This is a genomic window from [Ruminococcus] torques ATCC 27756, assembly GCF_000153925.1.
In the GTDB taxonomy this organism is placed as follows: Bacteria; Bacillota; Clostridia; order Lachnospirales; family Lachnospiraceae; genus Mediterraneibacter; species Mediterraneibacter torques.
This window is the reverse complement of the sequence record NZ_DS264356.1, coordinates 155,631-173,677: the sequence shown is the minus strand read 5'-3', so window position 1 is coordinate 173,677 and position 18,047 is coordinate 155,631. Positions and strand designations below refer to the sequence as shown.

The 18,047-nt window shown below is 43.2% G+C and carries 15 protein-coding genes, 1 tRNA gene and 1 pseudogene; 14 read left to right on the top strand and 3 right to left on the bottom strand.

From position 1 onward, the window contains the following. The first annotated feature begins 15 nt into the window (after nucleotides 1-15). Complete coding sequence (locus RUMTOR_RS07175) at nucleotides 16-1,560, top strand: hypothetical protein (protein WP_004846544.1); 1,545 nt, start codon at nucleotides 16-18, stop codon at nucleotides 1,558-1,560. A 174-nt stretch (nucleotides 1,561-1,734) separates the two neighbouring features. Then, nucleotides 1,735-3,096, top strand: a complete 1,362-nt coding sequence (locus RUMTOR_RS07170) for a S1C family serine protease (protein WP_004846541.1) — start codon at nucleotides 1,735-1,737, stop codon at nucleotides 3,094-3,096. Between the two features lie 105 nt (nucleotides 3,097-3,201). On the opposite strand, the gene RUMTOR_RS07165 is transcribed toward RUMTOR_RS07170, so the two are convergent. The 3 genes from RUMTOR_RS07165 to RUMTOR_RS07155 form a co-directional block, all read right to left on the bottom strand. Beyond that, nucleotides 3,202-3,798: a manganese catalase family protein gene (locus tag RUMTOR_RS07165; RefSeq protein ID WP_004846540.1), complete on the bottom strand. Its 597-nt coding sequence runs from the start codon at nucleotides 3,796-3,798 to the stop codon at nucleotides 3,202-3,204. A 3-nt stretch (nucleotides 3,799-3,801) separates the two neighbouring features. Next, nucleotides 3,802-4,080: a spore coat protein CotJB gene (locus tag RUMTOR_RS07160; protein WP_004846537.1), complete on the bottom strand. Its 279-nt coding sequence runs from the start codon at nucleotides 4,078-4,080 to the stop codon at nucleotides 3,802-3,804. Between the two features lie 77 nt (nucleotides 4,081-4,157). Then, nucleotides 4,158-4,421, bottom strand: a complete 264-nt coding sequence (locus tag RUMTOR_RS07155) for a spore coat associated protein CotJA (protein WP_009242751.1) — start codon at nucleotides 4,419-4,421, stop codon at nucleotides 4,158-4,160. 121 nt (nucleotides 4,422-4,542) lie between these two features. Here RUMTOR_RS07155 and RUMTOR_RS07150 point away from each other — a divergent pair. The 12 genes and pseudogenes from RUMTOR_RS07150 (at nucleotide 4,543) to murD (ending at nucleotide 18,014) form a co-directional block, all read left to right on the top strand. Then, a tRNA-Pro gene (locus tag RUMTOR_RS07150) sits at nucleotides 4,543-4,617 on the top strand. A gap of 229 nt (nucleotides 4,618-4,846) precedes the next feature. After that, a complete protein-coding gene (gene asnB / locus RUMTOR_RS07145; protein WP_022003177.1) occupies nucleotides 4,847-6,730 on the top strand; it encodes an asparagine synthase (glutamine-hydrolyzing) in 1,884 nt (627 codons plus the stop codon). Between the two features lie 112 nt (nucleotides 6,731-6,842). Continuing rightward, on the top strand, nucleotides 6,843-8,210 hold the full coding sequence (locus RUMTOR_RS07140; protein ID WP_009242749.1) for an FtsW/RodA/SpoVE family cell cycle protein: 1,368 nt from the start codon (nucleotides 6,843-6,845) through the stop codon (nucleotides 8,208-8,210). Nucleotides 8,211-8,315: 105 nt separating this feature from the next. Further along, nucleotides 8,316-9,161 carry a DegV family protein gene (locus tag RUMTOR_RS07135; protein ID WP_004846527.1) on the top strand — a complete coding sequence of 282 codons (846 nt, stop codon included), beginning with the start codon at nucleotides 8,316-8,318 and terminating at the stop codon, nucleotides 9,159-9,161. 59 nt (nucleotides 9,162-9,220) lie between these two features. Continuing rightward, nucleotides 9,221-9,472: a hypothetical protein gene (locus tag RUMTOR_RS07130; RefSeq protein WP_004846524.1), complete on the top strand. Its 252-nt coding sequence runs from the start codon at nucleotides 9,221-9,223 to the stop codon at nucleotides 9,470-9,472. 322 nt (nucleotides 9,473-9,794) lie between these two features. After that, the gene (gene mraZ, locus RUMTOR_RS07125) at nucleotides 9,795-10,232 is read left to right on the top strand and encodes a division/cell wall cluster transcriptional repressor MraZ (RefSeq protein ID WP_004846523.1); all 438 of its coding nucleotides are present in this window, start codon (nucleotides 9,795-9,797) and stop codon (nucleotides 10,230-10,232) included. Nucleotides 10,233-10,245: 13 nt separating this feature from the next. Beyond that, nucleotides 10,246-11,181 (top strand): 16S rRNA (cytosine(1402)-N(4))-methyltransferase RsmH, encoded by a 936-nt coding sequence (rsmH, locus tag RUMTOR_RS07120; RefSeq protein WP_004846521.1) that lies wholly within the window; start codon nucleotides 10,246-10,248, stop codon nucleotides 11,179-11,181. Nucleotides 11,182-11,265: 84 nt separating this feature from the next. Next, nucleotides 11,266-11,817, top strand: coding sequence for a hypothetical protein (locus RUMTOR_RS07115; protein WP_004846519.1), 552 nt, complete (start codon nucleotides 11,266-11,268; stop codon nucleotides 11,815-11,817). A gap of 10 nt (nucleotides 11,818-11,827) precedes the next feature. Next, a pseudogene (locus RUMTOR_RS13910) lies at nucleotides 11,828-13,835 on the top strand (peptidoglycan D,D-transpeptidase FtsI family protein). Between the two features lie 86 nt (nucleotides 13,836-13,921). Further along, on the top strand, nucleotides 13,922-15,643 hold the full coding sequence (locus tag RUMTOR_RS07105; protein WP_044953163.1) for a penicillin-binding transpeptidase domain-containing protein: 1,722 nt from the start codon (nucleotides 13,922-13,924) through the stop codon (nucleotides 15,641-15,643). 47 nt (nucleotides 15,644-15,690) lie between these two features. Beyond that, on the top strand, nucleotides 15,691-16,647 hold the full coding sequence (gene mraY / locus RUMTOR_RS07100; RefSeq protein ID WP_004846514.1) for a phospho-N-acetylmuramoyl-pentapeptide-transferase: 957 nt from the start codon (nucleotides 15,691-15,693) through the stop codon (nucleotides 16,645-16,647). Between the two features lie 2 nt (nucleotides 16,648-16,649). After that, nucleotides 16,650-18,014 (top strand): UDP-N-acetylmuramoyl-L-alanine--D-glutamate ligase, encoded by a 1,365-nt coding sequence (gene murD, locus RUMTOR_RS07095; protein WP_004846513.1) that lies wholly within the window; start codon nucleotides 16,650-16,652, stop codon nucleotides 18,012-18,014. Nucleotides 18,015-18,047 lie beyond the last annotated feature (33 nt).

Genomic DNA, 18,047 nt, shown 5'->3' with positions numbered 1-18,047 from the left:
AAAGAGGTTAAGTATATGAAAGTATTAAAGAAATTTGCAAGCATTATTATTGCGGTATGTTTGATGATTCCGGTGTTGAGTACGGTGGTATTTGCGGCGGATGGCGTATTGATGTTTTCTGATCCGTCAACGAAAGTCGGAGAGAATGTGAGCGTTGATTTTGTTGTTCAAAGTTCAGGCGGTACGATCGGAAGTGTGGATGTTACAATGAGTTATGATCCGAAGGCGCTTGAATTTGTCAGCGGCGATGGATTTACGGCAGACGGTGCGGGTACGCTGACTTATAAAGGTACAGGCGGCGGAACAGAGCTGAGAACGGCGGTAGTTTTCAGAGCTCTTACGGTTGCGAATACGCAGATTTCTGTAAGCAGCAGCTCAGCTACGATTTCTTCCGGAGATACATTAAATTTGAACAATGGATCTTCCGCAATTTCGATTGCAGCGGCAGACGATGGAACAACAAGTGTAGAACCGACATCGGCTCCTAATTCACCGGCAGGTGAAAGTACAGATATTGTTGTGACTGTAGACGGAAATGATTATCATTTTTCGGAGGCGTTTACGACAACAGATATTCCGGAAGGTTATTCTGAGACAAAGATGACATTTAACGGAGAAGAGAGAAAATTTGTAGCAAATGACGCGGGAGTTTATCTTGGATTTTTAATGGATGACGCAGGAAAAGGAAAATTTTTCCTGTTTAATACAGAGGATGCAACATTTGCTCCTTTCGCACAAATTGCAATATCGGATACAACATCTTTGATCGTTGTTGATGCACCGAAGTCGGCAAAACTTCCGAGCAGTTATCAGGAAGTGGACATGACAGTTCAGGAAGAAAACTTCCCGGCATGGTCTGATCCGTCCAATTCCAGATATTATGTTATTTATGCATTGAATACAAGGACAGGTGAAAAATCTTTCTATCAGTACGATACAGAAGACGGAACATATCAGTATTTTGAGGCTCCGAAAGAGGAGACGAAAAAGAAAGACAGTGAGAGCGGCATAGTTGCGAAGCTGGGCGAATTTGTAGCGGAAAATACAATGGTTGTTCTTGTAGCGGCGGCAGCATTGTTTTTGCTTCTCTTGATTTTGGCAATCGTATTTGCGGTAAAACTTGTCCATCGAAATCAGGAATTAGATGATCTGTATGATGAGTACGACATTCCATTCGAGGAAGAAGAGAAAAAGTTGAGTGCAAAGTCCGCTAAAAAAGGAAAAGCAAAAGATGATTACGATGATGACTTTGATGATGAATCGGATGAGTCAGAAGAGTATGCTGAGTATTCGGATGAATATGAAGATGAATATGCCGACGAGTATGAAGATGAATATGACGACGAGTACGACGATGACTATGAGGAAGAAGGTTATCTGGACGATGAGTCGGACGAATATGGGTTTGACGATGATTTTGAAGTCGGATATGATGACGATTATGAGAATGAATACGACGATGAAGCGTTTGATGAGCCTGAGGAAAAACAGGCAGTAGGCAGAAGCAATAGAACATCTTCAAAAAAAGATGGCTTTGATATTGATTTTGTAGATTTATAAGTAGATTTATAAAATGAAAGACCGGATAGAAAAGATGAAATTTTCAATCATTTTCTAAGTCCGGTCTTTTTTTGTGTTTTCAATTCAATATTTGTTAAATGAATAAACACAAATTCATCACATTAATCCGCTATGATAAGACCATAGAAAAAAAGAAAGAAAGCGGGTAGTGTTATGGACAATCAATATAATTATTATAATCCAAATGAAAATTCAAATAACGAAGATCGGCAGAGAATGAATTCTCAGAGCGAAGGCAGCCAAAACGGAGAACAAAAGGGAAATACCCCACAGTGGCAGCCGGGCGGCGATCATTTGAAAAAGGAAAAAAAGCCGCATAAGAATTTGATGCGGACGGTTGCAGTCGTAGGTTTTGCTATTTTATTCGGTGTTGTTTCAAGTGGGATTTTCCTTACAACAACGGTGGTTGGAAACCGGGTGTTTGGGTTGCTTGACTCTTCAAAATCTACAACCGCATCTTCTGATAAGGTAAGTAAAGGGACTCCTCTTTCAAAATCATCCAGCGTAGTGACATCTGATGTATCTGAAGTTGTGGATCAGGTGATGCCGTCTATTGTTTCTATCACAAGTATGTCGGTAGAAGAAGTCCGCAGCTTTTTCGGCGGAACTTATGAACAGCAGTCAAAAGGCGCAGGTACCGGAATTATTATCGGAAAAACAGACACAGAGTTATTGATCGTGACGAACAATCATGTTGTTGCGGGAAGCGATACTCTTACAGTTGCCTTTACGGATGAATCAACTGTAGAAGCAAACATTAAGGGTACAGATGCCCAGTATGATGTTGCAGTTATTGCAGTGCCTATTGAGAATATTTCGGATGATACACTGGATGCAATCTCAGTTGCCACTCTGGGTGATTCCACGAGCCTGAAAGTCGGCGAACCTGCGATCGCCATCGGAAATGCACTTGGATACGGACAGTCTGTGACAACAGGCGTTATCAGTGCATTGAACCGTTCTGTTTCTATGACAAATGAAGAGACTGGAGATACACAGGAAAGCGGTGTGAAATTGATCCAGACGGATGCGGCGATCAACGAAGGAAACAGCGGAGGCGCTCTTGTCAATGTAAATGGGGAAGTGATCGGCATTAACTCTTCAAAACTTGTAGGTGACAGTGTGGAAGGAATCGGATATGCAATTCCGATCAGTGATGTCGGTGATTTGATTGAAAACCTTATGAACAGAGAAACAAAAACAAAAGTTGCGGAAGATAAAAGAGGCCTTATCGGCATAACCGGAATCAGTGTTTCGGATGCCTTTTCACAGCAGATTGAGATGCCGGCAGGAGTATATGTAACAGAAATTGCAAAAGGCGGCGGTGCAGAAAAAGCAGGAATGACAAAAGGGTGCATTATCACAGCTATTGATGACATAACAGTAGACAGCATGGAGGCTCTTCAGGAGCAGCTGCAATACTATGAGAAAGGTACAACTGTGACGTTAAAAATCCAGATTCCTCAGACAAACGGAGAGTATAAAGAGCAGACTATAGAAGTGACGCTGCAGTAAGTGTGAAAGAGAAATCCTTTTTCTGAAAATATATAAATGAAAAATTATTTCCCCTCCCGGAGAGAGAAAACTCTGAAACGGGAGGGGAAGTTTGTGTTGCAGTGATTATTTATCAAACTCGGGATTGACAGCATAGAAGTTTTTGCTGTCGAGTTTTTCCTGTACAATGCGTAAACTTTCACCGAAACGTTGGTAGTGGACGATTTCACGTTGTCTTAAGAAACGGATCGGATCGCATACTTCAGGATCTTTTACGAGACGAAGAATATTATCGTACGTTGTACGCGCTTTCTGCTCTGCCGCAAGATCTTCATGAAGATCGGTGATGGGATCTCCTTTTGATTGGAAATAAGTTGCTGTCCATGGGGCGCCGCTTGCTGCCTGTGGCCAGAGAGCAAGTGTGTGATCTACATAATAAGGAGCAAATCCGGAGCGTTCGATTTCCTCCGGAGAAAGGTCCTTGGTGAGCTGATAAACGATGGCGCATACCATTTCCATGTGAGCGAGTTCTTCTGTTCCTATATCGGTTAGCGTTCCTGTTACTTCCTTATACGGCATAGTATATCTTTGAGAGAGATAGCGCATAGATGCGGCCAGTTCTCCGTCGGGACCTCCGAATTGACTGATGATGATCTTTGCAATTTTAGGATTGGTTTGTGTGATTTTTACCGGATATTGAAGACGTTTTTCATAATTCCACATAAATCAGCATCCTCCTTCCTGCCATGGCCACGGTTCATTGATCCAGTTCCATCGTTCGGCACAGGAATAATCGGCTGTGTCGACAGTCAGTGGTCCGTAGGCAGAAGCATATTGTTTTAAAGCGTCGTTGCGGTGGGCGCTCATTTCATGAAAATACGCAAGCGCTTCGCTGTCGCAAGGATGCGTATCGAGATAAAGTTTTACTTCGTCAACAGCAAAACTAACCTGGTTGATATGCTCCATAAGCTGGTTTCGGTTCATAGAACGATGCATATTTTTCATTGAAGCGTTATTTAAAGAACAGTCTTGAGTATTATTATTTGTGACAGAACAGTTTGAGTTAGAATAAGGATAGTTTTTCATCGGCAGCAGGCTCCTTTCCCTGAGAATGGTTTATTTAATTCCTCAAAGATCGTTCCGTTTTTAAGAGCGCGGCACGGTTCATAAATGTTCTGCCATTTTTGCCATGGAACATATGCCATTGCAATCGGCATATTTGCAGGGAAAAAGTCCCGGGTATTCGGACATCCGTTCATAGGAACTGTTTCGTGACACGGGCAGGAGGTGTCGGGCATTGTACGGCGCATATAACGCATCTGATTATTTGTTTGACAAGTTGCCATTGGCGGTATCTCCTTTTGTTGTAAATTCATTATTATAATATGAACGACTTACGTTTTTGCGAATGATATATGGAAAAATCCTTTACAACTGCCATTAAATTATATATAATAGGTAAGTCATCGGGGTGTGGCTCAGTTTGGTTAGAGCGCACGGCTGGGGGCCGTGAGGTCGCAGGTTCGAATCCTGTCACCCCGACTGATCTATTGCGGCGGCGAGCCGAAGTTCGGGCTTGCCCGAGATTTTGGCGGACGCTTGCGATTTCGGAGCGTGCTTTTTGGCACTTCCGGTGATTGCAGAAGTATATTTTTGTTTTGAAGAAGATATCATATACGAGAGATCAATGAGGGATCAGATCAGGTAAATGGCTTACCGGAAACTGATTCCTTATCTATTATTTCGGATATTATGGAAAGGAAGAAGAAAAATGTGTGGTTTTGCAGGTTTTGTCGGTAAAGTAGAAGATCGGGAAACTGTTCTTGTAAATATGATGGATACAATCATACACAGAGGACCGGACAGTGCAGGGAAATATGTTGATGAGGATGCGGCTCTTGGATTTCGGCGTTTGAGCATTATCGACCTGTCTTCAGTCGGAGATCAGCCCCTTTATAATGAAGATAAAAGCATGGTGCTTGTTTTCAATGGGGAAATCTATAACTATCAGGAACTGCGAAAAGAATTGATCGAGGCTGGACATGTATTTGTCTCTAATACAGATTCGGAAACTCTGATACACGGATATGAGCAGTGGGGAGAGAAACTTGTCGATCGTCTCCGGGGAATGTACGCGTTTGTGATTTGGGATACAAAGAAAAAAAGACTTTTCGGTGCAAGGGATATTTTTGGAATCAAGCCTTTTTACTATGCGCAGATGAATCAGACCTTTTTGTTTGCGTCTGAGATCAAAGCATTTATGGAACATCCGAAATTTGATAAGATTTTTAATGAAGATGCTTTGGGAAATTATCTTTCCTTTCAGTTCGTACCGACTAACGAAACCTTTTTCAAAGGAGTATTTTGTCTTCAGCCCGGTCATTACTTTATTTATGAAGATGGGAAAATGGAAATATCGCGGTATTTTGAACCGAATTTTACAGGAAAATATGAAAAAACATTCGATGAAGCTGCGGCTGAAGTGGAAAAAGTCATGAAGGAGTCGGTAGAGAAGCATAAGATTAGCGATGTGGAGGTTGCGTCTTATTTATCAAGCGGAGTGGATTCCAGTTACCTGACTTATCTGGGACAAGTCGATCATACGTTTACAGTCGGATTTGACGAGGGAGAATACAGTGAGATTCAGGATGCAAAAGATTTTGCCGAAAGTATTCATATGAAGAATGATGCGAAGGTGATCACGCCGGATGAATACTGGGACAGTCTTTCGGATATTCAATATTATATGGATGAGCCTGTGGCGGATCCTGCGGCGGTTGCACTGTATTTTTTGAGTAAAGAAGCGGCAAAGAAAGTAAAAGTTGTGCTTTCGGGTGAAGGATCGGATGAATTGTTCGGAGGATATAATATTTACTGTGAACCTCTTGAACATACTGCTTTTAATAAAATCCCGATGCCGATCCGGCGCTTTATGGGAAAATTTGCAGAATACTGTCTGCCGAGGGGGATGAAAGGCCGTGGATTTCTTATGCGTCATGGAAAGACGCTGGAAGAACGGTATTTTGCCAATGCTACGAATATATTTACAGAGCGTGAGGCTGCTAAAATTTTGAAAAAGGGATGCAGACCGGGAATTCAGGATGTGACAAAACCTTTGTATAACCGGGTGAAAGATAAGGATGCGGTGACAAAAATGCAGTATGTGGACTTGCATCTTTGGCTTGTTCACGATATCCTTATGAAAGGGGATAAGATGGGCATGGCGAATTCTTTGGAAGTCAGAGTGCCGTTTCTTGACCGGAATGTTCTGGAACTTGCGGAAAGCCTTCCTCTTCAATATAAAGTGCAGGCACCGCGCACGAAAGTTGCTCTCCGGGCAGCGGCGGAACGCAGTATCAGAAACAAGACGGCAGAGAAAAAGAAACTTGGTTTTCCGATCCCGATTCGGGTTTGGCTGAAAGAGGAAAAATATTATAATCGTGTGAGAGCGATGTTTGCATCTTCTATGGCGAAAAAATTCTTTAATACCGATCTGCTTATGAAGATGCTGGAAGATCACAGAGACGGAAAGAATACGAATGAAAAAACAGATGACAGCCGCAAAATCTGGACGGTATATATTTTCCTTGTATGGTATGACCGCTTTTTTGAACATGGGAAACCGGTGCATCCTTCCATGACAGCAGGTAAATAAGATTGATGATGGGTGTGATGATATGAGAAGCAGGACTGTGCGTCCGATCAAGAGACGCGAACAGGGCAGGAAAAATGTAAAGAAGCAAAAGAAAAGAAACCTCGGAGATACGATGCCGATGCGTCCCGTCAGAGAAGATGTGTACGATACGGCGCCGATGCGTCCGATGAATATCAGAAGCGGGTATGAGGGATACCGCAGAACGATTGACCGTAGGCGTGAAGTGATACGGACGGAGCGTCCGGTTTCTCGACGTGTGAATTCCCGCAAAGGGAAAAAGGAACGTACGTCAGGCAGAACTCGTTATGAAAACAGAAATAGTTTATCGGCGCTGATCGCAAGACAAAGAAGTGCAGCGGGAAAAGAACAATATTTTGACTATGACCTTCTTTTTGTGATTATTTTTCTGATGTGTTTTGGTCTTGTTATGCTTTATAGTGTCAGTTTCTATGAAGCGCAGGCTGATTTCGGAAATGACATGTACTATTTTTCAAAACAGGCGTTGATCGGTGTGGGCGGATTTATCGGCATGTATCTTGTGTCAAAGTTAGATTATCATCTGTATGGAGCGTTTGCATTTGAAATCTATGTAATTTCGATGTTTTTGATGGCGCTTGTACAGACTCCGCTTGGCGTGACTGTCAATGGCGCGAGACGTTGGATCGGACTTCCCGGCAACCTTTCGCTGCAGCCTGCCGAGATTACAAAAATAGCAGTGATTCTATTTATATCTTATGAGTTATGCCGTCTTGGGAAAAGGGCATATTCGCCGAAAGGAATTGCACAGATACTTGCATTTGGCGCAGTGGCATCGGCAGGCGTTTTGTTTTTGACAGATAACCTGAGTACGGCGATCATCGTGGCGGGGATTACATGTATTTTGATTTTTGTAAGCCATCCGAAGACGAAGCCGTTTCTTGTAATAATCGGGATCGGGATTGCGGTAGCGGCAGTCGGGATCGCAATTCTTTCGGTAACTGTGGCGAACAGTGATAATTTCCGTCTCCAGCGAGTGATCTCGTGGCTGAACCCGGAAGCTACGGCCGATACGGGAAGTTTTCAGGTCATGCAGGGACTTTATGCGATCGGAAGCGGAGGACTGTTCGGAAAAGGACTGGGAAACAGTACACAGAAATTGGGCGTGATTCCCGAAGCGCAAAATGACATGATCCTTGTCGTTATTTGTGAGGAGCTTGGCGTATTTGGCGCGGTTGTTATTTTGGTCCTGTTTGCATTGTTGTTATACAGACTGATCTTTATTGCGAAAAATGCGCCCGATCTTTTCGGTTCGCTGATCGCGACTGGGATATTTGCGCATATCGCATTACAGGTTATTTTGAACATTGCTGTCGTGACGGGACTTCTTCCGACAACGGGTATTACGTTGCCTTTTATCAGTTACGGCGGAACTGCAATCGTATTTTTGATGGCGGAAATGGGAATTGCGCTTGGAATTTCACGGAAAATAAGATTAGAATAGAAAAAGCTTCCTTTCTTATGAGATGTGTGATATATTTATATGTGGTATTAAAAACTACATACAATAGAAGCGTAAAATATATTTTGCGTTTCAGGAGGAAGTGTTATGGATTATAAAATTGTTTTGGATAGTTGCGGAGAATTGACATATAAGATGAAGGAGAGCGGGATTTACCATACGGCGGTTTTGAGTATGCTCGTTGACGGAGATACGATCTTGGATGATGAAAGTTTTGACCGGAAAGATTTTCTGAAAAGAGTAGCGGTGAGTCCGGAATGTCCGAAGTCTTCCTGTCCTTCGCCGGATGCATATATGGAACTTTACGGCGGAGCGGAGAAGAGGGTTTATGTGGTGACCTTGTCAGCGGAATTAAGCGGATCGTATAATAGCGCTCAGCTTGGAAAAGAGCTGTGGAAGGAAGAAAACGAAGACGGGGATAAACAAATCTATGTATTTAATTCGCGTTCGGCATCGGTAGGTGAAAGTTTGATCGCATTGAAAATACAAGAGTGTGAAGAAAAAGGGTATTCTTTTGAAGAAGTGATAGAGCATGTGGAAGCATATATCGAAGAACAGCACACATATTTTGTTCTTGAAAATCTGGATACACTTCGGAAGAACGGAAGGCTTACAGGAATTAAGTCGTTGATGGCAAGCGCTCTTAATATCAAACCGGTGATGGGGTCAACTCCGGAGGGAACGATTTGTCAGCTTGGTCAGGCGAGAGGAGTTAAGAAAGCGATTGCGAAGATGGCAGAGCATATTGTGGCAGATGGCAAAAATACAGAGAATAAAGTGTTGGCGATCGCTCACTGCAACTGCCCGGAAAGAGCAAGAGAGATAGAGCGTATGATTCTCGATAAGATAAAAGTAAAAGACAGTTTTATAGTAGAGACAGGCGGAATCAGCACAATGTATGCAAATGACGGTGGAATAATAGTTGTACTGTAGAAGTGTTTGTGATAAAATGTCCTCATGCGTAGTATCTTATCTGAAAGGAGTAATACGGGATGAGTCAGGAAAAGGTTGACCGTTATAAACAGGAAAAAGTAAACAGAAAACAGATCATGCGTAAGCAGAAGCTGATGAATAATATGCGTAAAGGGGTGCTTGTGGTGGTAGCTCTGGCATTGATCGGATGGCTTGGTTATTCTGCTTATGATATCTATGAGTCGGGAAAAGAGAGAACTGTCTCAGAGGTGAATTATGACGCCGTATCTGATTATTTGAACGGACTGAATGCAGAAGGTTCTGCTGAGTAAATGGTGTGGTGTGGGGAGTGAGCGCCGAATTTGAAGAGCGCACACCCTTGCACCCAAATTTTTTTTAAAACTTTAAAGTGAATAAATTCATTAAAAACACAACATGTAGGGTATTTGGAACATCAATGCCATACATGTTCTTTTTTTGCGAAAAATCCTGTTTTTTGATTCGTTTTTAGCCGAAAAAAGGACACAAAAAAATCTCAAAAAAGGGTTGAAAAAGGGGAGTGGTGGTTTAGAATGGAGTCAAGTGGTAAAGAGTGGAGGCTAGTGGAGTAAAGTAGGGGCGATGTGGAGCTCACATTAAGAGAAAGGATTCCAGATGTTATTAGGAGAGTTTAACCATAGTATTGATGAAAAGGGAAGACTCATCATTCCGGCAAAACTGCGGGATGATCTTGGTGACAGTTTCGTTATTTGTAACGGACTGGAAGGCTGCCTCTTTGTTTACTCTCAGGAAGAATGGAATAAATTCGTTGCTGAACTTGAGACTTTGCCACGCATGAGTAAGGATGCCAGAATTTTCAAGCGTTATTTTTTCGGAAGCGCTTCGGAGGGCAGTTTCGACAAGCAGGGGAGAGTTCTTGTCCCGCCGTCGCTCCGCAAAGCAGCCGGATTAGAAAAAGATGTAGTCTTAGTGGGAGTTCAGGATCGCATCGAGATATGGGATAAGGCTCTTTGGGAGGAACGCAGTCAGATCAGCGAGGAAGATCTGGACGCGATTGCAGAGCGTATGGAATCCATAGGAATTCGTATTTGATAAGGAGAAGACAATGGCATTTGAACATGTGTCTGTTCTACTGAACGAAACAGTAGACGGGTTGAACGTCAAACTGGATGGGGTTTATGTAGACGCTACGCTTGGCGGAGGCGGACATGCCTATGAAGTGTGCAGAAGGCTTGGCAGTAAGGGGAGATTTATAGGAATAGATCAGGATGCCGATGCAATTAAAGCAGCGGGAGAACGCCTGAAAGGCTTCGGGGAGAAGGTTACGATAATTCGGAGCAATTATCGTGATATGAAGCCGCAGCTCCAGAATATAGGTGTTGACAAAGTAGATGGTATTGTGATCGATCTGGGAGTTTCATCATACCAGCTTGATACCGCCGAACGCGGATTTTCTTATCGGGTGGATGCGCCGCTTGATATGAGAATGGATCAGAGACAGAAAATGACGGCGAGAGACATTGTCAACGAATACAGTGAGTCGGAACTTTACCGTGTGATCCGCGACTATGGGGAAGATAAATTTGCTAAGAATATTGCAAAGCATATTGTGGCGGAGCGTAGGAAAAATCCGATTGAAACAACGGGACAACTGAATGAAATTATCAGTCATGCGATACCGATGAAGTTTCGTAAGACGTCAGGTCATCCGTCGAAAAGGACATTTCAGGCGATTCGGATCGAGTTGAATCACGAACTGGATGTTTTGAGGGAGTCGTTGGATGACATGATCGAGATGCTGAATCCGGGTGGAAGGATATGCATTATTACATTTCATTCGTTAGAAGACCGCATTGTGAAAAGTGCATTTAGGAAAAACGAAAATCCATGCACTTGTCCGAGTCATTTTCCTGTATGTGTCTGTGGGAAGATTTCAAAAGGGAAAGTGATCACGAGAAAACCAATTTTGCCGTCGGAGGCAGAAACGGAATCAAACAGCCGTTCAAAAAGTGCGAAACTCAGAATATTTGAACGGGCATAAATTGGGAGTGTATCATATAGAAACGAATTTCCGAGGGGAGGGGAGAACCCTTAGGAAAATACAAAAAAGGAAGGGGCATTTGTCATGGCAGCAAACTATCGTACATCCAAATACAGAACGACAAGTCTAAGTGAAAGAGACAAAAGTGGATTTTATGTATATGGAAATACTGTACGTCAGGCAGAAACTCTTCCGAGAAAAACGAAGAGTCCGTATTCGCAGCAGAGGGAGCAGACGAAACGGACAAGCAGCCGGGTTGTTAAGAACCGAAACCGCGCGATGAGTATTAGTCCGGCTTATGCTGTATTTCTTACGGCAGCGGCAGTCTGTGCGGTATTGATTTGCGTTTTATACTTAAATCTTCAGTCGGAGGTCGTAAGCAGATCGGAAAATGTTACGGCAATGCAGGAACAACTTGCAGATCTGACGGAGGCAAATAATACTGCATATAATTCGGCGGCAGACTCGGTGAATCTCGAGACGGTGCGGGACAGAGCGATGAATGAAATGGGGATGGTTTATGCTGCTCAGGGAACAATCGTAGAATACGATAGTCCGGAAGGGGATTATGTAAAGCAGTATAACGATATTCCGGAAAGCGGTGTGCTCGCAAAGTCCAGCGATGTATTAAAGTAAGGAAAAAATTATGGCTGTAAAGAAAAGAAAAAAGAGTAGATTTGAATTTTTGACAAGAAAATTCCCGCTCAGAATGCAACGGAAGCTGGTAATGCTATTTATGGCAGTAGTACTGGCTTTTGTTGTTCTTATAGGAAGAATAACCTATATAAATGTAACGAAGGGAAGCAAATATACAAAAGTTGTTTTAGATCAGCAAAACTATGACAGCAGGGTGATCGCTTTTAAAAGGGGCGATATTGTCGATCGTAACGGAACAAAGATGGCGACAAGTGAGCGCGTATATAACGTGATCCTTGACGTGGCGGTTATGATGGACAAAAAGGAGTATATCGAACCGACAAAGGAAGTATTGAAAGAATGTTTCAATGTAGAGGGGGACGTTGTTGATAAATTGATCAAAGAGTCTCCGGACAGTCGTTATGAAGTGCTTGTGTCAGATGTGGATTATGCGACTGCTCAGAAGTTTAAGAAGATTGATGAAGATGATAAAAAATATCCGAATGTGAAAGGAATCTGGCTGGAAGAAGACTATTTGAGGAGTTATCCATACGGTTCTATGGCGAGTGATGTGCTTGGATTTGTATATGGAGGAAATCAAGGGGCGCTTGGAATCGAAAGCGCGTATAATTCAATTCTCAACGGAACGGATGGAAGAGAGTATGGGTATTTTGACTCCGATTCTTCGGTAGAGCGTACTGTCAAACCTGCGAAGAACGGAAATACGGTCGTGTCTACCATTGATGTGACATTGCAAAATATTGTGGAAAAATGCATTTTAGAGTTTAACAGTGCGCATGCCGCAGATGGAAATCCCGGCAGTAAAAACACAGCCGTTATCATTATGAATCCGAACACAGGAGAAATACTGGCGGAAGCATCGTACCCTAATTTTGATTTGAATGATCCGAGAAATCTATCTTTGCTTTATACAAAAGAGCAGTGGGATGCGATGAGTGAAGAAGATCAGGTCGAAGCGATGAATGATCTTTGGAGAAATTTCTGCGTAAGTGACGCTTATGAGCCGGGGTCTACTGCGAAACCGTTTACTGTGGCGGCCGGCTTGGAAACAGGAACATTGACCGGAAACGAAAGCTATTACTGCGGAGGTTCTAAAGACGTTCTCGGAACGAAGATCAGCTGTCACTATAAGTCGGGACACGGACAGGAAACGATACAGGATGCCATTGCAAATTCATGTAATGTAGCTCTTATGGATATGGCAGCGGTGATCGGTCCGGAAAATTTTACAAAATATCAGCATTATTTTTGGGTTTGGAGAGTATACAGGGATTGATCTTCCGGGAGAGGCGGAAACGTCAGGACTGCTTTATACGGCGGATACGATGGGAGAGATCGATCTGGCTACCAATTCATTCGGACAGAATTTTAATGTAACGATGACACAGATGGTTTCTGCATTTTCTTCTCTTGTGAACGGAGGATATTATTATGAACCCCATGTTGTAAAACAGATTCAGGATGAAGACGGCAATGTAATAGAGACGAAAGATCCGGTTCTTTTGAGAAAGACAGTGTCTTCCGAAACGTCTAAGATGTTGAGACAGTATTTGAAAGCGACGATGGATTACGGAACAGGAACGAGGGCAAAGGTGGAAGGGTATGATATCGGCGCTAAAACGGGAACAGCGGAAAAACTTCCGAGGGGAAACGGAAAGTATCTGTTATCTTATATCGGTTATGCGCCGCAGAACAATCCGGAAGTCGTAGTTTATGTTGTGATCGATGAGCCTAATACGGCTGTACAGGATGACAGCTCCCTTGTTCTGGGATTAAGTCAGAAGATCATGTCTGAGGCATTCCCGTATCTTGGCATTACGACTATTGCACAAAGCGGGCAAAACGCTCAGGCGCAAGGTCAGAATTTCGGCAATACAGAATATACGGATTATGATGAAAATTATGAGGATACATACGGAAATGCAGACGGATCGTATGTGGATGAAAACTATACACCTGATTTAGATGATTGGGCGTCGTCTGACGTTTCAGAGTAGAGGAATAACCCTGCAGAAGATATAATAAACTGTAAAAATATCTTCTGTGGGGATTTTTTGTTATGAGAAACAAAATAGAGGAAAGAATAAAAAATAAAACTTATAATAAGAGAAAAGTACTTGTCGTTTTTTTATGTGCGGCTTTCGTGCTTTTTTGTCTGATAGGCAGACTTGTTTATCTTATGATATTTGATGCGGAGTATTATCAGAACATGGCGGAGGAACTGCATGAAAGGGAGAGGGAGATCAAAGCGGCCAGAGGGGAGATCGTAGACAGAAACGGAGTTGTTCTTGCGACAAACAGGACGGTGTGTACGATTTCGGTTATTCACAGTCAGATAAAAGATCCGCAGCAGACGGCAGACATGCTCAGTAAAGAGTTGGAACTTGACAGGGAGGATGTTTTGAAAAAGGTAGAGAAAGTATCTTCTATGGAAAAAATAAAGACGAATGTTGACAAAAAGACAGGCGACCGTATCCGTGAGTATAATCTGCCGGGAGTAAAAGTGGATGAAGATTTCAAAAGATACTACCCATATGACCGGCTTGCGTCAAGAGTGCTTGGATTTACAGGGAGCGACAATCAGGGGATCATCGGTCTTGAGGTGAAATATGAAGACGTATTAAAAGGAACAAATGGGAAGATACTGACGGTTACAGATGCCAGAGGAATAGAGTTGGAAGGGGTTGCGGAGGACCGGATTGAACCGGTTGCCGGAAATACATTAAAAACAAGTCTTGATTACAATATCCAGTCGTATTGTGAGCAGGCGGCCGAAAAGGTGCTGGAGGAAAAACAGGCAGAAGGGGTATCGGTCTTGCTGATGAATCCGCAGAACGGAGAAATTTATGCTATGGTAAATGTGCCTGAATTTAATTTGAATGAACCTTATCGTTTGAATGACAAAACGGAAGATCAGATGACAGATGAAGAACGTCAGAACAGACTGAATCAGATGTGGAGAAACCGCTGCATTAACGATACGTATGAGCCGGGATCTACTTTTAAGATCATTACGTCGGCGGCTTGTCTTGAAGAAGGCGTCGTCTCTTTAGACGATACTTTCTCCTGCCCGGGGTATCGGATCGTAGAAGACAGGAAAATCCGGTGTCATAAAGTAGGAGGGCATGGAACGGAAACTTTTGTGCAAGGGATTGAAAATTCGTGTAATCCGGTATTTATGGATATCGGACTTAGACTGGGATCAGAGAGGTTTTGCGACTATTTTGAACAGTTTGGTCTGATGAGCCTGACGAACATCGATCTTCCCGGAGAAGCGGGGACGATTATGCATAAAAGAGAAGATATTAAAGCGGTAGAACTGGCCACAATGACGTTTGGTCAATCATTTCAGATTACGCCGATCCAGATGGCGGTGACGGTCAGTTCGATGGTAAATGGCGGCAGGCGTGTAACGCCGCATCTTGGCGTGTCGGTCTTAGATAAGAAAGGGAAAACGGTCAAGACGTTTAAGTATGGGGAAAAAGAAGGGATTGTTTCGGAGAAAACATCGGAGACAATGCAAGAACTTCTGGAGAAAGTTGTTTCCGAAGGATCGGGAAAAAACGCGTATCTTGAAGGATATTCTATCGGGGGAAAGACGGCGACGTCTCAAACGCTTCCAAGAAGCGCCGGAAAATATATTTCTTCGTTTATAGGATTTGCTCCGGCGGACGATCCTCAGATTCTCGGAATGGTCATCATCCATGATCCTCAGGGAATTTATTACGGCGGAACGATCGCTGCCCCGGTGCTTCGGGACATATATGATAATGTGCTCCCCTATCTCGGGATTGAAAAAAAGTAATGGATGGTTTATACTTTATGAGATAAAAGAGATGAAGAGGTGGATTTATGAGTAGTCATGTAGTGATTCCGGTTCTTGCGGCATTTGCGGTAAGTCTTGTGCTCGGACCGATTGTGATTCCTTTTTTGCGGAAACTGAAAATGAAGCAGACGGAGCGTGTAGAAGGCGTTCAGTCTCATTTGAAAAAAGCGGGAACTCCGACGATGGGCGGCATTATTATTCTTGCGGCTGTTATTGTGACATCCCTGTTCTATGTGAAAGATTATCCGAAGATCATTCCGGTTTTATTCCTTACAGTGGCGTTTGGTTTGATCGGATTTCTTGATGATTATCTTAAAGTTGTGTTGAAACGTTCGGATGGACTGATGCCGATGCAGAAAATGGCTCTGCAGATTATTGTAACGGCTGTGTTTGCATTCTATCTCGTGAAAGTGGCGGATATTCCGCTTACGATGCTTGTGCCGTTCTCTAACGGATATTATCTTGATATCGGCTGGATGGCAGTTCCGCTTTTGTTTGTGGCAGTGATCGGAACGGTCAACGGAACAAACTTTACAGATGGACTGGATGGCCTTGCTTCCAGTGTGACCGTTCTTGTCGCAACATTTTTTACAGTTGTGGCGATCGGAACGAAAAGCGGGATCGAACCTGTCACCTGTGCTGTAGTCGGGGCGCTGCTTGGATTTTTACTGTTTAACGTATATCCGGCAAGTGTGTTTATGGGAGATACAGGGTCTTTGGCTCTTGGAGGATTTGTGGCAGGCACGGCTTATATGATGCAGATGCCTTTGTTTATCCTGATCGTTGGAATTATTTACCTTGTGGAAGTGGCTTCGGTCATGATTCAGGTTACTTATTTTAAGAAAACAGGCGGAAAGAGGTTTTTTAAAATGGCGCCGATCCACCATCATTTTGAATTATGCGGATGGTCTGAAACGAGAGTGGTAGCTGTATTTTCTATCATAACGGCGTTGCTTTGCCTCATTGCGCTGATGGGGGTATAAAAATGGATATAAGAGGAAAAAAAGTGCTCGTCTTCGGTTCGGGTATCAGTGGAGAAGGATCATGCAGGCTTTTGCTCGAAAAAGGCGCGGATGTTGTTTTGTATGATGGAAATGAAAAACTGTGCGCCGATGAGATTGAAGCTAAAATTTTAGAAACTAAAAAAGAAAACGGGCAATTCAGTATAGTGCTCGGAACATTTCCGGAAGAGATTATAGAAGAGCTTTCATTTGTAGTGATGAGTCCGGGAGTGCCGACGGATCTTCCGATCGTTGAAAAAATGCGTGAAAAGAGCATCCCGATCTGGGGAGAGATCGAACTTGCATATGTGTTTGGAAAAGGAGACGTTCTTGCAATTACAGGAACAAACGGGAAAACGACGACGACAGCCCTTTTGGGACAGATCATGCAGGACTATAAAGAACATGCTTATATTGTAGGAAATATAGGAACTCCGTATACAAGCGTTGCACAAGAAACGACGGACGACGCGGTAATTGTAGCGGAAATAAGCAGTTTCCAGCTTGAGACAATACATACATTTCATCCGAAAGTAAGCGCGATTTTGAATATTACTCCCGATCATTTGAATCGTCATCATACAATGGAGGCATATATCGAAGCGAAAGAGCGTATTGCTGAAAATCAGACAAAAGCAGATGTGTGCGTATTGAATTATGAGGATGATGAACTTCAGAAATTCGGAGAAAAAACGGCAGCGCAAGTTCTATATTTCAGCAGTGCGCGTAAACTGGAAAAAGGGATATATCTTGATGGAACAAAAATCATTTGCGCGGCAGATGTTCCGGTCGAGCTTTGCGATGTCAGTGAACTGAAGATTCTCGGAACACACAATTATGAAAATGTGATGGCTGCTTCTGCAATGGCGTATGCATATGGTGTTCCGATCGAGGTGATCCGCAAAAATCTTCTGACATTTCCCGGAGTGGAACATCGAATTGAGTTTGTGGCAGAAAAAAGAGGTGTCCTTTATTATAATGACTCGAAAGGAACAAATCCGGACGCAGCGATCAAAGGGATTCAGGCCATGAACCGTCCTACCATACTGATCGGGGGAGGTTACGACAAAGATTCCGAATATGATGAGTGGATCAAGGCGTTTGACGGGAAAGTGAGAAAACTTGTTCTGCTTGGCGCAACGAGAGAGAAGATCGCGCAAAGCGCTCATGCAAACGGATTTGACGATATTATTATGGCAGATACCTTTGAGGAGGCGTTTGAACAGTGCGTGAAATATGCGAAGCCGGGCGATGCGGTGCTTTTATCGCCGGCGTGTGCAAGCTGGGGGATGTTTAAAAATTATGAAGAACGTGGAGATAAATTCAAAGAACTTGTAGACCAACTATAAGGAGTGGAGCTGATTGACGCGTTCTGAAAAGAA

Excerpts from the sequence above, each read along its gene's own strand:
- RUMTOR_RS07130 (WP_004846524.1), top strand. The coding sequence starts at position 9,221 with ATGAGTCAGGAAAAGGTTGACCGTTATAAACAGGAAAAAGTAAACAGA.
- mraZ (WP_004846523.1), top strand. The coding sequence starts at position 9,795 with ATGTTATTAGGAGAGTTTAACCATAGTATTGATGAAAAGGGAAGACTC.
- RUMTOR_RS07160 (WP_004846537.1), bottom strand. The coding sequence starts at position 4,080 with ATGAAAAATATGCATCGTTCTATGAACCGAAACCAGCTTATGGAGCAT.
- RUMTOR_RS07140 (WP_009242749.1), top strand. The coding sequence starts at position 6,843 with ATGCCGATGCGTCCCGTCAGAGAAGATGTGTACGATACGGCGCCGATG.
- asnB (WP_022003177.1), top strand. The coding sequence starts at position 4,847 with ATGTGTGGTTTTGCAGGTTTTGTCGGTAAAGTAGAAGATCGGGAAACT.
- rsmH (WP_004846521.1), top strand. The coding sequence starts at position 10,246 with ATGGCATTTGAACATGTGTCTGTTCTACTGAACGAAACAGTAGACGGG.
- mraY (WP_004846514.1), top strand. The coding sequence starts at position 15,691 with ATGAGTAGTCATGTAGTGATTCCGGTTCTTGCGGCATTTGCGGTAAGT.
- murD (WP_004846513.1), top strand. The coding sequence starts at position 16,650 with ATGGATATAAGAGGAAAAAAAGTGCTCGTCTTCGGTTCGGGTATCAGT.
- RUMTOR_RS07115 (WP_004846519.1), top strand. The coding sequence starts at position 11,266 with ATGGCAGCAAACTATCGTACATCCAAATACAGAACGACAAGTCTAAGT.
- RUMTOR_RS07175 (WP_004846544.1), top strand. The coding sequence starts at position 16 with ATGAAAGTATTAAAGAAATTTGCAAGCATTATTATTGCGGTATGTTTG.
- RUMTOR_RS07170 (WP_004846541.1), top strand. The coding sequence starts at position 1,735 with ATGGACAATCAATATAATTATTATAATCCAAATGAAAATTCAAATAAC.
- RUMTOR_RS07155 (WP_009242751.1), bottom strand. The coding sequence starts at position 4,421 with ATGGCAACTTGTCAAACAAATAATCAGATGCGTTATATGCGCCGTACA.
- RUMTOR_RS07135 (WP_004846527.1), top strand. The coding sequence starts at position 8,316 with ATGGATTATAAAATTGTTTTGGATAGTTGCGGAGAATTGACATATAAG.
- RUMTOR_RS07165 (WP_004846540.1), bottom strand. The coding sequence starts at position 3,798 with ATGTGGAATTATGAAAAACGTCTTCAATATCCGGTAAAAATCACACAA.